Annotated in this window: 12 protein-coding genes and 1 other RNA gene; 8 read left to right on the top strand and 5 right to left on the bottom strand. The window is 63.3% G+C overall.

Features of this window, described 5'->3' with window-relative positions:
- Nucleotides 1–89 precede the first annotated feature (89 nt).
- The gene (locus tag ACUXV1_RS02605) at nt 90–3269 is read right to left on the bottom strand and encodes a bifunctional diguanylate cyclase/phosphodiesterase (RefSeq protein ID WP_446014721.1); all 3180 of its coding nucleotides are present in this window, start codon (nt 3267–3269) and stop codon (nt 90–92) included.
- A gap of 106 nt (nt 3270–3375) precedes the next feature.
- On the opposite strand from ACUXV1_RS02605, the gene rnpB reads away from it, so the two are divergent.
- The 6 genes from rnpB (at nt 3376) to purD (ending at nt 8887) form a co-directional block, all read left to right on the top strand.
- An RNA gene (gene rnpB, locus ACUXV1_RS02610) (RNase P RNA component class A) lies at nt 3376–3839 on the top strand.
- A gap of 128 nt (nt 3840–3967) precedes the next feature.
- Entirely contained in the window at nt 3968–5011 is a 1044-nt protein-coding gene (gene dusB / locus ACUXV1_RS02615) for a tRNA dihydrouridine synthase DusB (RefSeq protein ID WP_043589466.1), read from the top strand.
- A gap of 30 nt (nt 5012–5041) precedes the next feature.
- A complete protein-coding gene (gene fis, locus ACUXV1_RS02620) occupies nt 5042–5278 on the top strand; it encodes a DNA-binding transcriptional regulator Fis (protein ID WP_019100932.1) in 237 nt (78 codons plus the stop codon).
- A gap of 73 nt (nt 5279–5351) precedes the next feature.
- Complete coding sequence (purH, locus tag ACUXV1_RS02625) at nt 5352–6929, top strand: bifunctional phosphoribosylaminoimidazolecarboxamide formyltransferase/IMP cyclohydrolase (protein ID WP_446014719.1); 1578 nt, start codon at nt 5352–5354, stop codon at nt 6927–6929.
- A gap of 65 nt (nt 6930–6994) precedes the next feature.
- Complete coding sequence (gene pagP / locus ACUXV1_RS02630; RefSeq protein ID WP_081554590.1) at nt 6995–7552, top strand: lipid IV(A) palmitoyltransferase PagP; 558 nt, start codon at nt 6995–6997, stop codon at nt 7550–7552.
- 57 nt (nt 7553–7609) lie between these two features.
- The gene (purD, locus tag ACUXV1_RS02635) at nt 7610–8887 is read left to right on the top strand and encodes a phosphoribosylamine--glycine ligase (RefSeq protein WP_194427408.1); all 1278 of its coding nucleotides are present in this window, start codon (nt 7610–7612) and stop codon (nt 8885–8887) included.
- 119 nt (nt 8888–9006) lie between these two features.
- Here the strand turns inward: purD and rfbC are convergent, their stop codons facing one another.
- The 4 genes from rfbC to rfbB are packed head-to-tail and all read right to left on the bottom strand — an operon-like array spanning nt 9007 to nt 12451.
- Nucleotides 9007–9552, bottom strand: a complete 546-nt coding sequence (rfbC, locus tag ACUXV1_RS02640) for a dTDP-4-dehydrorhamnose 3,5-epimerase (protein WP_446014718.1) — start codon at nt 9550–9552, stop codon at nt 9007–9009.
- Nucleotides 9553–9568: 16 nt separating this feature from the next.
- Nucleotides 9569–10456: a glucose-1-phosphate thymidylyltransferase RfbA gene (gene rfbA / locus ACUXV1_RS02645; protein WP_446014716.1), complete on the bottom strand. Its 888-nt coding sequence runs from the start codon at nt 10454–10456 to the stop codon at nt 9569–9571.
- Nucleotides 10453–11379: a dTDP-4-dehydrorhamnose reductase gene (gene rfbD / locus ACUXV1_RS02650; RefSeq protein ID WP_446014715.1), complete on the bottom strand. Its 927-nt coding sequence runs from the start codon at nt 11377–11379 to the stop codon at nt 10453–10455. The genes rfbA and rfbD overlap by 4 nt, the downstream gene beginning before the upstream one ends.
- Nucleotides 11372–12451 carry a dTDP-glucose 4,6-dehydratase gene (gene rfbB, locus ACUXV1_RS02655; protein ID WP_370551754.1) on the bottom strand — a complete coding sequence of 360 codons (1080 nt, stop codon included), beginning with the start codon at nt 12449–12451 and terminating at the stop codon, nt 11372–11374. The genes rfbD and rfbB overlap by 8 nt, the downstream gene beginning before the upstream one ends.
- Nucleotides 12452–12753: 302 nt before the next feature.
- On the opposite strand from rfbB, the gene ACUXV1_RS02660 reads away from it, so the two are divergent.
- Both ACUXV1_RS02660 and ACUXV1_RS02665 read left to right on the top strand, forming a co-directional pair.
- Nucleotides 12754–12963 (top strand): hypothetical protein, encoded by a 210-nt coding sequence (locus ACUXV1_RS02660; RefSeq protein WP_043636795.1) that lies wholly within the window; start codon nt 12754–12756, stop codon nt 12961–12963.
- 55 nt (nt 12964–13018) lie between these two features.
- Nucleotides 13019–13609: an L-threonylcarbamoyladenylate synthase gene (locus ACUXV1_RS02665; protein WP_081554421.1), complete on the top strand. Its 591-nt coding sequence runs from the start codon at nt 13019–13021 to the stop codon at nt 13607–13609.
- Nucleotides 13610–13629: the final 20 nt, after the last annotated feature.

Here is a 13629-nt window from a genome sequence, read left to right on the forward strand (position 1 = left end):
TCAACATGCTCATGTACCCCTCGACCATCCCGCTTTTTCGTTCGTTTTCGCCTTGTCTCGCCCTTGCTCGCGAGGCTTTGAACAGGTTCTCAGACCGATAGCCGCTGCCGCAAGGCGTCCATGCGCTGTTCCATCGCTTCGGCGGACAGCGGCGCGCCCAGCAGATAGCCCTGCATCGCCGAGCAGCCGAGTTTGCCCAGGTAGATTTGCTGCTGCGGGTGTTCGACGCCCTCGGCCAGCGTGTCCATGCCCAGGGCGTTGGCCAGGTGAACGATGGCGGAGACGATGGCCGCGTTTTCTTCATCCTGCGGCAGATCGATGATGAAGGAGCGGTCTATTTTGATGGTGTCCGGCGCGAAGCGCTTCAGATAGGCCAGGCTGGAGTAGCCGGTGCCGAAATCGTCTATCGACAAGCGCACGCCCATTGCTTTGATCACCGCCAATTGGCGCGCGGCGAAGTCCGCGTCCTCCATCAGCGTGCTTTCGGTGACTTCGATTTCAAGGCAGTAGCCGGGCAGGCCGCTGCTTTGCAGCGCATCGCGCACGTCGTCGACGAAGTCCGGCCGCGTCAGTTGCCGCGCCGAGACGTTCACCGCCATGCGCACCGGGCGCAAGCCGCTGTCGTACCATTGCGCCGCCTGGCGGCAAGCTTCGCCCAGCACCCAGCGTCCCAGCGGCACCACCAGGCCGGTGTCCTCTGCGATGGGAATGAAGCGAGAGGGCATGATCAAGCCGTGTTCAGGGTCGCGCCAGCGCACCAGCGCCTCGCAGCCGAGCAGGCGCTCGCCGCTCATATTGAACTGCGGCTGATAAACCAGATAGAGCTCACCATGTTCGATGGCGCGGCGCAGCCGGGTTTCCAGATGCAGCCGTTCGGCCACTTCCACGTTCATTTCCCGGGTGTAGAAGCGGAAGGTGCTGCGGCCGTGCGCCTTGGCGTGATACATGGCGAGATCGGCGTTCATCAGCAGATTCTGCAGGTCGCGGCCGTCGTCCGGCATCAGGCTGATGCCTATGCTGCAACTGACGTTGAGCTGGTGGGCGCCGATGTCGAAGGGGCGTTGCATCGCGGCCAGCACGCGCTCGGCCACTTGAGCGGCCTCGCCGGGCTGATCGATGGACGGCAGGATGAGCACGAACTCGTCGCCGCCGGTGCGGCCAACGGTGTCCAGCGCGCCCACCGCGGCGCTTAGGCGGCCGGCCGCCTGTTTCAACAGCTCGTCGCCCAAGCCGTGGCCCAGGGTGTCGTTGATGTTCTTGAAGTGATCCAGATCGACGAACAGCACCGCCAGCTGGCCCTGACGCAACTCTGCCTGGCGGATCGCCTGCTGCAGCCGGTCGTTGATCAGCACGCGGTTGGGCAGGTCGGTCAGCGCGTCGTACTCGGCCAGGTGCTGGACCCGCGCCTCTTGCTCCTTGCGTTCGGAGATGTCGGTGAACAGCGCCACGTAATGGCTGATTTCGCCCTGTTCGTTTTGCAGCACGCTGATGTTCAGCCATTCCGGGAAGATGTCGCCGTTCTTGCGGCGGTTCCAGATCTCGCCGGACCATTGGCCGCGCTGGGTCAGTTGCTGCCACATGTTTTCGAAGAAGGCCGGTTCGTGGCGTCCGGAGGCGAGCAGGGCCGGAGTCTGACCCAGGGCCTCGCTCTCTTCGTAGCCGGTGATCGCGCAGAAGGCGCGGTTGACCGCCAGGATGCGGTTGTCCGGGTCGGTGACCAGGATGGCCTCGTTGCTGGATTCGAACACCTTGGCGGCCAGCCGCAGTTGGCGGTCGGTCTGGCGGCGAGCGGTGATGTCGCGGCCGGTGGCGCACAGATAGTCTTCGCCTTGGTAGTTGAGCGGGCTGACGGTGACTTCCAGCCATTGCTCTTCGCCGCAGCATTGCAGGCGGGTGTCGAAGGTGTGAGGCAGGGCGTCCGTGGCCGGGCGGAACAGCGCGCGAGTCAGCGTCGCGGCGTCGCAACCGCAATCCAGCCGTTGACGCGCCGCTTGGTTGCAGTAAACGATGTCGCCGGCGGCGTTGCGCAGCGCGATCAGATCGGTGGCGTTGTCCACCATGAAGTGGCTGAGGCGCAGGTCGCGCGAGCGCTGCTCCAGCGAGAGGTGGCTTTGCTGCAGGTCCTGGCGGTAGCGCTGCACCAGCGCGTTGAGCCAGCGCAGGAAGCACCAGCAGAAGGCCGCGGCGACCAACAGGGCGGCCAGGGTCAGCAGCAAGGTGGCGACGATGCGTTCGCGCAGGCTGAGCTCGAGTTCCTGTCGCGCCCGCTGGCTGCTGTCCTCGATGGACTGCACGCGCAGACTGGTGACCAGGGTCCAGTCCCAGCCGGGCAGCTGGCGCGCATAGGACAGATAGCGCTCGCCCTGCGGCGCGTCCAGGCTGCTGATCAGGTATTCCATGAAGCCGCCTTGCTTGCCGCGGCGGATCAGTTCGGCAATGCGGCCGCGGTCGGCGCCGGGCAGAGCGGAGTAGTGCTTGCCGTTCATCGTCGGATTGGACGGGTCCAGCAGGATCACGCCGTGGCGGTCTATGATCATGAAGTCGCCGCTGTCGTGGCCGAAGCGCATCCGCGCCAGCATCTCCAAGCCTTGCTTCTGCATATCGGTTTCGACGTTGTTCAGATACTCGCCGCTGCCTATCAGCCAGTTGTAGGGTCCGAAACGGCGGGCGTAGGCGACTTTCTCGCTCATCTCGCCGCGGCCCGGCTGGTACCAGCGGTAAGAGCTGAAGCCGCGCTGTTGGGGGTTGTCCACGGACTCGATCAGCGCGCGCATGATGTAGCGGCCTTGATCGTCGCGGTTGGCCAGCAGCGAGCCGCCTTCCAACTGCGGCGCGGTGGGCAGCAGCACGCAGCGCCCGTCCAGGCCGTCGATGAAGAAGTAGCCGCGGCCATCGAAATAGCGCAGCGGCCGCAGCGCTTCCGCGATCAGCCGCTGCACTTGATGCGGGGGCCGGCGCAGGCGCTCCTGGCGCCAGACGGCGTCGGCCAGGTTCCACGCCTGGTCCACTTGTTCGCGCAGTCTTTGCTTCAGGGTGTCGTTGGTGCGTTCGCGCAGCGCGGACAAGGTTTGCGCGGCGTGATCGGCATAGGATCGCAGGTAGTCGCGCGCGCGCGCGTAAGCGTCCTGACGTATGGTGTGCTGGCGAGTCTGGAAGTCATTCCAACTGCTCAGCAGGAAGTAGCTGGACAAGGTCAGCGCCAGCATGAACACAATAGCGAGCGTGCCAAACAATTGCAGACGGGACAGCTTGGCCTGATTCAGCTCCATGTTTTTGTCGTTATCGCTCGGTGGACCCGCCAGTATAAGGGATTATCGCGTTTGTCATGGCAAAATGTCGGGCCGGCCGGGGCGGAATCGGGTAGAATGGCGGCCGGAAGTTGGCCAGACAGTCGCCGCGCGAATTCGCAAGAAGGAGCGGGGAGGAAAGTCCGGGCTCCATAGAGCAGGATGCCGGTTAACGGCCGGACGCCGTGAGGCGATGGAAAGTGGCGCAGAGAGCTGAACCGCCGATGGCCGGAAGAAGCGCCCGCAAGGGCGTGGATTCTTTATTTCGCCGCGCAAGCGGCGGGACGGATCAGGCAAGGGTGAAAAGGTGTACTGGCCGGGCGAGAGCCCGGTTGGACAGGTAGGGTGTGGTGCCCTATTCTGCGGTAAGAGCGCACCGCGGACGTGGTAACACGGACGGCAGGCAAAACCCCATCCGGAGCAAGACCAAATAGGGGGAATTGACGTTGCTCGCGTATATCCCCGGGTAGGTCGCTTGAGCCTGTCGGTAACGGCAGGCCTAGAGGAATGACTGTCCAACGACAAGACCCGGCTTATCGGCCAACTTCCACCTCATCCCCGCGATCCCATGGCTTGCCGCTATGGGGTTTGCTCAAAAAATAAGCAAAAAAAATCCACGTCCCTGGGAAAAAGCTTTACAATACCGGCCCTTCAGTCAGTTATCCCAGAGTTTCGCACGCATGCGCATTGGTTCGTACACATTGAAGAACCGGCTGATCGTGGCGCCCATGGCCGGAGTGACGGATAGACCGTTCCGCATGCTGTGCAAGCAGTTGGGCGCCGGCATGGCGGTATCGGAAATGATCACCTCCAACAAGGCGCTGTGGACCACGGCCAAGACCTTGCGCCGCGCGGATCACACCGGCGAGGTGGAGCCGATCTCGGTGCAGATCGCGGGTTCCGATCCGGCGCAAATGGCCGAGGCGGCGCGGCTCAACGTGGAGCGCGGCGCGCAGATCATCGACATCAATATGGGCTGTCCGGCCAAAAAAGTGTGCAATGTGGCCGCTGGTTCGGCGCTGCTGCGCGACGAGGCGCTGGTGGGACGCATCCTGGAGGCGGTGGTCAAGGCGGTGGATGTGCCGGTGACGCTAAAGACGCGGACCGGCTGGAGCCCCGAGCACCGCAACGCCTTGAGAGTGGCCAGGCTGGCGGAGGATTGCGGCATTGCCGCGCTGGCCTTGCACGGCCGCACCCGCGAGGACATGTATCGCGGCGCGGCCGAGTACGACACGATACGCGAGGTGAAGCGGCAGATCCGGATTCCGTTGATCGCCAACGGCGACATCGATACCCCGCAGAAAGCACAGTGGGTGCTGGAACATACCGGCGCCGATGCCATCATGATAGGACGGGCGGCCCAGGGGCGCCCGTGGATTTTCCGCGAAATTCAGCATTTTCTGGAGAGCGGCGAATGCCTGCCGCCGCCGAAGGTGAGCGAGATCCGTCAGCTCTTGCTGGGGCATCTGGATGAGCTATACCAGTTTTACGGCGAATACTCGGGCTGCCGCATCGCCCGCAAGCACATCGCCTGGTACACCAAGGGGCTGCAGGGCGGAAATGCGTTCCGCCAGCAGATGTACCAACTCGAGTCCACGGCGGAACAGCGCTTGGCCGTGGCGGCTTATTTCGACCGTTTGGCGGGGGACTCCGAACGGCTGGTGTATTTGGATGGCGCTGGGGAAGCGTTGGACCACGACTCGGAGACGGTGGTGGATGGCTAATTCCAATCAGACTTGGACAGAATAATAACCATGCAGAACAATGACCATATCTCGCAGTCGGTGCGGCTGGCGATGGAACAGTATTTCAGAGACCTGGATGGCGAGAACCCCTCCGCCATCTACGACATGGTGTTGGCTTGCGTGGAAAAGCCATTGCTCGAGGTGGTGCTGATACACACCCAGGGTAATCAGACCCGGGCGGCGGAGTTGCTGGGATTGAACCGCAACACCCTGCGCAAAAAGATGAAGTCTTATGATTTGATATGAAGACAAACCGGCCATACCGAACAGGGTGGCCGGTTTTTTTTGTGTTTCTTTTTAGTTAACGCGGTAGAGAACCATGAGCAAAATCGAACGCGCGCTGATCAGCGTCTCCGACAAGAGCGGCATTCTGGAATTCGCCCAGGCCCTGGCCTCCCAAGGCGTGCACATCCTGTCCACCGGCGGCACCGCCAAACTGCTGGCCGACGCAGGCGTGCCGGTGACCGAGGTGTCCGACTACACCGGCTTCCCGGAAATGCTGGACGGCCGGGTCAAGACCTTGCATCCGAAAGTGCACGGCGGCATTCTGGGCCGCCGCGATCTGCCGGAACACGTGGCCAAGATGGCCGAGCACGATATCGGCAACATCGATCTGGTTTGCGTCAACCTCTACCCGTTTGAAGCCACCATCGCCAATCCGGACTGCGAGTTGGAAGACGCGATCGAGAACATCGACATCGGCGGGCCGACCATGGTGCGTTCCGCCGCCAAGAACTGGGCGCACGTGGCCATCGTTACCGACGCCGCCGACTATGCGGCATTGGCCGAGGAAATGCGCGCCAACGGCGGCGCGCTGTCCAAGGCCACTCGCTTTGAGTTGGCCAAGAAGGCCTTCACTCACACCGCAGCCTACGACGGCGCCATTTCCAACTATCTGACCAGCCTGGCCGACGGCGCGCTGGCGGGCAAGCCGGAACGCGTGGCCTTCCCCAAACGCCTCAACGCTCAGTTCATCAAAGTTCAGGACATGCGTTACGGAGAGAACCCGCACCAGGCGGCCGCTTTCTACCGTGACCTGGACCCGGCCGCCGGCTCCATCGCCAATTATCGCCAGCTGCAAGGCAAGGAACTGTCCTACAACAATATCGCCGACGCCGACGCCGCCTGGGAGGCGGTGAAGACCTTCGACGATACCGCCTGCGTCATCGTCAAGCATGCCAACCCCTGCGGCGTGGCGGTGGCGGGCGACACGCTGAGCGCTTACCGGCTGGCCTTCGCCACCGATACCACCAGCGCTTTCGGCGGCATCATCGCCTTCAACCGCCCGGTGGACGCCGCCACGGTGGAAGCGGTGACCGGCCAGTTCCTGGAGGTGTTGATCGCGCCGGCCTTCACAGAGGAAGCCAAGGCCGTCATCGCCGCCAAGAAGAATGTGCGCGTGCTGGAAATTCCGCTGGAAGCCGGCTCCAACCGCTTCGAGCTGAAGCGGGTGGGCGGCGGCGTGCTGGTGCAAACGCCGGACATCCGCAATGTGGGCCTGGACGAGTTGCGTGTGGTGACCCAACGTCAACCGACGCCGCAGGAACTGTCCGACCTGCTATTCGCCTGGCGCGTGGCGAAATATGTGAAGTCGAATGCAATTGTTTTCTGTAAAAATGGTCAGACTGCCGGTATCGGCGCTGGTCAGATGAGCCGCGTGGACTCCACCCGCATCGCGGCGCGCAAGGCGGCAGACGCCGGCTTGAGCCTGCAGGGCGCGGTGGCGTCGTCCGACGCCTTCTTCCCGTTCCGCGACGGTATCGACGTCATCGCCGAACAGGGGATCAAGGCCATCATCCAGCCGGGCGGTTCGATGCGCGACGAGGAGGTCTTCGCCGCCGCCGACGAGCACGGCATCGCGATGGTGCTGACGGGAGTGCGCCACTTCCGCCACTGAGTTTTTCCGATTAACCGGAGGAGGCCGGCATGCCGGCTTCTTTGCATGGATTTGTTGTTTTTCTGATGAGAGCAATTGCCTGTTGGCTGGGGGCCGGCTTGTTGGCGTCCTGCAGCCTGGCGGCGCGGGCCGAAGAGCCGGCCGCCGAATCGCAAGGTTTCTGGCAGCGGAGCCGCGCCAATATCGAGGCGGCCTGGCGTTCCGACCAGTACGAGCTGTACGTGCCGGCGGTGACGTGGCACAACCGCGCCTTCTACGATAGAGAGAAGATCAAGCAGTTTAACGAACGGCCGTGGGGTTTGGGCCTGGGGCGTTATCGCTACGACGCCGACGGCGATTGGCACGCGGTGTACGCGATGGCCTTCCTTGATTCGCATAAGGATGTGGAGCCCTTTGTGGGCTACGCCTTCCAGAAAGTGTGGCGTCCGCTGGAAGGCTGGCGCTTGGGCGCGGGCTTTACCGCCGGCGTCACCGCGCGCTCGGACTACAGTTACGCGCCGTTGCCGGCGGTGCTGCCGCTGGTGTCGGTGGAATACCGCCGGCTGGCCTTGCAGGCCACTTATATTCCCGGCGGGCACAACAACGGCAATGTCCTGTTTGCCTGGTTGCGTTGGCAATTGTGATCGAATGAGAAATTCGGCGCGCTGAGGCGCGCCGCAAAAACGAGTGGAGCATCGCACATGAAAGTACTGGTAATCGGCTCCGGCGGGCGCGAGCACGCGCTGGCCTGGCGCATCGCCAAGTCGCGCCGGGTGTCCAAGGTCTTTGTCGCGCCCGGCAACGCCGGCACCGCACTGGACCCCAATCTGACCAACGTCGATCTTGGCAGCGTGGCGGAGTGGGTGGCTTTCGCCAAACAGGAGAAAATCGAGCTGACCGTGGTGGGCCCGGAAGCGCCGCTGGCGGCCGGCGTGGTGGATGCCTTCCGCGCCGAGGGGCTGCGGATATTCGGCCCCACTCAATACTGCGCGCAGTTGGAGAGCTCCAAGGATTTCGCCAAGGCCTTCATGAAGCGCCACGGCATCCCCACTGCCGCTTATGAAACCTTCAGCGACGCCGCCGCCGCCCATGCTTATGTCGATTCCAAGGGCGCGCCCATCGTGATCAAGGCCGACGGCCTGGCCGCAGGCAAGGGGGTGGTGGTGGCGTTGACGCTGGACGAGGCGCATGCCGCCATCGACGACATGCTGGTGGGCAACAAGATGGGCAGCGCCGGGGCGCGGGTGGTGATAGAGGACTTCCTGCAAGGCGAGGAGGCCAGCTTCATCGTGATGGTGGACGGCGACCACGTGCTGCCCATGGCCACCAGCCAGGACCACAAGCGGCTGCTGGACAACGATCAGGGCCCGAATACCGGCGGCATGGGCGCGTACAGCCCGGCGCCGGTGGTGACGCCGGCGGTGCACAACCGGGTGATGCGCGAAATCATCCTGCCCACAGTGCTGGGCATGAAGAAGGACGGCCACAGCTATACCGGTTTTCTCTATGCAGGCCTGATGATAGACGCCCAAGGCAATCCTTATACCATCGAGTTCAATTGCCGCTTCGGCGATCCTGAAACTCAACCCATCATGGCGCGGCTGAAGTCGGACTTCACCGTGCTGCTGGAAGCCGGCGTCAACGGCCGTCTGAACCAGGTAGAAGCGGAATGGGACCGGCGCGTGGCGCTGGGCGTGGTGCTGGCGGCCGAAGGCTATCCGGAAGCGCCGCGCAAGGGCGATCTGATCAGCGGCCTTCCGCCGGAGAGCGAGGACGGCATGGTGTTCCACGCCGGCGTCAGCCTGGATGCGGACAAGCAACTGCGCAGCAACGGCGGCCGCGTGCTGTGCGCGGTGGGCCTGGGCGACAGCGTCAAGATGGCGCAGGGCAAGGCTTACGCGTTGGCTGACCAGATTCAGTTCGCAGGCAAGCAGTTGCGCCGGGACATAGGCGCGCGCGCGATTGGCCGCAAGCACTGAGAGCCTGTTCAAAGTCTCGCTCTAGCTCGCGAGATCGTGAACAGATTCTGAGCCCCGTCGTTTGAAGCAAAAACAGCGCCGTTCGCGGCGCTGTTTGCATTTCCGGGCTTGGGTCCGGCTCAGCCTAATTCGGCCAGGCGCAGGCCAGGCGCCGCGCCGTCCTTAGGCGATAGTTGGGGCTCTTCGTCCAGCGGCCAGGCGATGTTCAGCTCCGGGTCGTTCCAGGCGATGGCGCGCTCCAGGTCCTTGAACCAGTAATCCGTGGTCTTGTACAGGAATTCGGCGTTGTCCGACAGAGTGAGGAATCCGTGGGCGAAGCCCGGCGGCACCCATAGCTGACGCTTGTTGGCGGCGGACAGGCGTACGCCCACCCATTGACCGAAGCTGGCCGAGTCGCGGCGGATGTCGACGGCGACATCGAAGACCTCGCCTTCAACCACCCGGACCAGCTTGCCTTGAGCGTGCGGCGCCAATTGGTAGTGCAGGCCTCGCAGCACGCCTTTGGCCGAACGGCTGTGATTGTCCTGAACGAAGCGGACTGAGCGGCCGACGGCGGCTTCGAAGCACTGCTGATTGAAGCTTTCGAAGAAGAAGCCGCGCTCGTCGCCGAACACGGCGGGCTCGATGATTTTGACGTCGGGAATAGTGGTGTCGATGATGTTCATGCGCTGCTCGTCGGTATCAATAGACTGGCTGATCCAGCATCGCCAGCAGATAACGGCCGTAGCCGGTTTTCTGCAGCGGCTTGGCTAGTTGGCGCACCTGTTCGTCGCCTATCCAGCCGGAGCGGTAAGCCACCTCTTCCGGGCAGGCCACTTTCAGGCCCTGACGGCTTTCAATGGTGGCGATGAATTGGCTGGCTTCCAGCATCGATTCATGGGTGCCGGTGTCCAGCCAGGCGTAGCCGCGGCCCATGGTTTGCACCGATAGCTGTCCCTGTTGCAAATAGACGTTGTTGACGTCGGTGATCTCCAGCTCGCCGCGAGGGGAGGGGTTGATGGACTTGGCGATGTCGACTACCTGCTCGTCGTAGAAGTACAGGCCGGTCACCGCGTAATTGGATTTGGGCTGCGTCGGCTTTTCCTCAATGGACAACGCCTTGCCGTCGGCGTCGAAGGCCACCACGCCGTAGCGCTCCGGGTCGTTGACGCGGTAGGCGAACACGCTGGCGCCGCTGCGTTTGGCGTTGGCTTCTTGCAGCAAGGCGGAAAAGTCGTGACCGTAATAGATGTTGTCGCCCAGCACCAAGGCGGACGGCGCGCCGGCCAGGAAATCCTCGCCGATGATGAAGGCCTGGGCCAGGCCGTCCGGGCTGGGCTGCACCGCGTATTGCAGTCGGATGCCCCATTGGCTGCCGTCGCCCAGCAACTGCTCGAAGCGCGGCGTGTCCTGCGGAGTGGAGATGATCAGGATCTCGTCGATGCCGGCCAGCATCAGCGTGGTCAGCGGATAGTAGATCATCGGTTTGTCGTAGATGGGCAGCAATTGCTTGCTGACCGAAATGGTGGCCGGATAGAGCCGGGTGCCGGAGCCGCCGGCCAGGATGATGCCTTTGCGTGCCAGAGTCATTGGATGTCTTTCTGTTGCGGTTGGGCGGCCAGTTCGGCCAGCACTTGCTCGACGCCGCTTTCCCAGCGCGGCAGCGTGAGGCCGAAGGTCCGCTGCAGCTTGGCGCAGTCGAGCCGGGAGTTGGCGGGGCGGGGCGCCGGCAATGGGTAGTCGGCGGTGGCGATGGGCGTGATGTCGGCGGGCGACAGCCGCAGCGGGAAGCCGAGTTTTTCCGCCTCGGCGACCAGGAAGCGGGCGTAGCCGTGCCAGCTGGTTTCACCCTGCGCCGCCAGATGGTAGCTGCCGTAGGCGAAATCGGCCGGCTTGCGCAGATAGTCGCGCAGCAGCGCCGCGGTCACGTTGGCGATCAGCGCGGTGGAGGTGGGCGCGCCGATCTGATCGGCGACCACCCGCAAGTTGTCGCGCTCCTGGGCCAGCCGCAGAATGGTTTTGAGGAAATTGCCGCCGTGGGCGCCGAACACCCAACTGGTGCGGAGGATCAAATGCCGAGGCGCGGCGGCGCGCACCGCCTCCTCGCCCTCCCATTTGCTTTGGCCGTAGACCGAGCGCGGCCGTGCCGGGTCATCCTCGCGCCAAGGCCGTTCGCCGGCGCCGTCGAACACGTAGTCGGTGGAGTAATGCAGCAGCAGCGCTTGTCGCCTCGCCGCCCATTGCGCCAGCAACGCCGGCGCGGCGGCGTTGACCGAGCGGGCCTGCTCCACTTCGCTTTCTGCGCGGTCCACGGCGGTGTAAGCGGCGGGGTTGACGATGATGTTGGGCTGGTGGCGCTCCAGTGCCTGGAGGATGTTGTCGGTCTGGCTCAGGTCCAGTTCGGTCCGGTTCAACGCGACGATATTGCCCAGCGACGCCAGCGCGGTCCGCAGCTGATGACCAAGCTGGCCGTTGACTCCGGTCAGCAATATGGTGGGTTCGCGCTCAGCCATAGTGCCGGTTCACCCAGTCGCGATAGGCGCCGCTGCTGACGTTGGCCACCCAGTCTTGATGTTGCAGATACCAGGCCACGGTTTTGCGGATGCCGCTATCGAAGGTTTCCTGTGGTTTCCAGCCCAAGTCGCGCTCCAGCTTGCGCGCGTCTATCGCGTAGCGGCGGTCATGGCCGGGCCGGTCGGCGACAAAGGCGATCTGATCGGCATAGCGGCGAGCCGGGTCGGCGTGCGGCGCCAGTTCGTCCAACAGCGCGCAGATGGTCTTCACCACGTCCAGATTGGTTTTTTCGTTCCAGCCGCCGACGTTATAGGTTTCGCCGGGCACGCCGGCTTCCAGTACGCGGCGGATGGCGGAGCAATGGTCTTTGACGTAGAGCCAGTCGCGCACCTGACTGCCGTCGCCATAGATGGGCAGCGGCTTGCCGGCCAGTGCGTTGAGAATGACCAGAGGAATCAACTTTTCCGGGAAATGATAAGGGCCGTAATTATTGCTGCAATTGGTGGTCAGCACCGGCAGGCCGTAGGTGTGGTGCCACGCGCGGATCAGGTGGTCGGACGCGGCCTTGGAAGCTGAGTAGGGGCTGTTGGGCTCATAACGGTGGCGTTCGGAGAATGGCGCGTCGTCGGGCCCCAGCGTGCCGTAGACCTCGTCGGTGGATACGTGCAGCAGGCGGAAGCCCCGTTGCTCCTCGGCGGGCAGCTGATTCCAGTAACCGCGCACGCTTTCCAGCAGATTGAAGGTGCCCACCACATTGGTCTGGATGAAGTCGCCCGGCCCGTGGATGGAGCGGTCGACGTGGCTTTCCGCGGCGAAATTGATCACTGCTCGCGGCTGGTGCTCGGCCAGCAGGGCGCTGACCAGAGCGTGGTCGCCGATGTCTCCGCGCACGAAAACGTGGCGCGTGTCCTGTTCAAGCGTTTTCAGCGTGTCGAGATTGCCGGCGTAGGTCAGCGCGTCGAGGTTGATGATGCGCTCATCGCTCTGCGCCAGCCAGTCCAGCACGAAATTGCCGCCGATGAAGCCGGCGCCGCCGGTTACCAAAATGCTCATAACGTTCGTTCTTTCAATGGCCTGAATCAAGAAATGGGGTCATTGCCGCCTCAGGAAGGTAGGACGGCAAGAGGGTGGCAAAAATATTCAATACGCTGCTTATGGACTTCAATGAATGATATCGACAGCTTGGCTAGGTTCCAACTGCTTAAAAATATCGGTGCAGACCGGGGGAGGGGAAGATGCGGATTTATAGCATTTTTGCAGCCGTCGTCGAAAATTCGACATTGGCTTAATGCGGCTTCTCCTAGATTTGGAAGCGACAGATGAAGGCCGGCCTGCTGCTGGCCGGAGACTGAGTCTGATGTCGAGGAGAATAGATGATGACCGACAATCACATCGCGCCGGCGGCAGCGCTGGAAGCAGGAAGCTGGCGGCGCAGGATGATGCATTTCCTGCGTCATGAGCGCCGCTGTTGGTGCCGGCTGGCGTACTGGTTGAAGCAGTTCGGCGAGGAACAGCCGTCCTGGCGCTGCTACGCCTGGCGGCCGGCGCCGGAGGATATCGACGACCGGGCATCGAAGCGCTAGGTCGCCGCCGCGGACAGCGGTACAATGCGGCTTTACTTTCGCATCGCCGTCCATCATGAAGTTCACGCCAGGCCGGGTGCGGCCCTTGCCCCGTCTGCCCGGCCGCGCCCTGCAACAGCAGGCCCGCGCGGCCTTGAAGCAAGGCGAGGTCATCGCCTATTCCACTGAGTCCTGCTACGGCTTAGGCTGCAATCCGTTGGATGTGCGCGCCATCCGCAAAATTCTGGCGATCAAGGCCAGGCCCAATCACAAAGGGCTGATCGTGATCGCGGCCGACGTGTCCCAGATCCGCCACCTGATCCGTCCTTTGACCGCCGCCCAATACGCGGAACTGGCGCGCTATTGGCCCGGTCCATATACTTTTTTGCTGCCGGCTTCGCGTCGAGTGCCGCCGGCCTTGCGCGGCAAACACGACAAGATCGCCGTGCGCGTCACAGCGCATGGGGAGGCTGCGGCCTTGTGTCGCACCTTGGGTTCCGCGCTGGTGTCCACTTCGGCCAACCGCGCCGGCCAGCAATCGTTGAAGAGCGCGCGCGCCTGTCGCGAGGCGTTCCGCCAACGGGTGTTGACCCTGCCGGGGCGTATCGGCAAGCGGCGCAAACCGTCCACCATCATTGATTTGGAAACAGGCCGCGTATTGCGCTGAGCCTGGCGATTACAAGAGGA

The sequence above is a fragment of the Chromobacterium sp. W521 genome, from assembly GCF_052805975.1.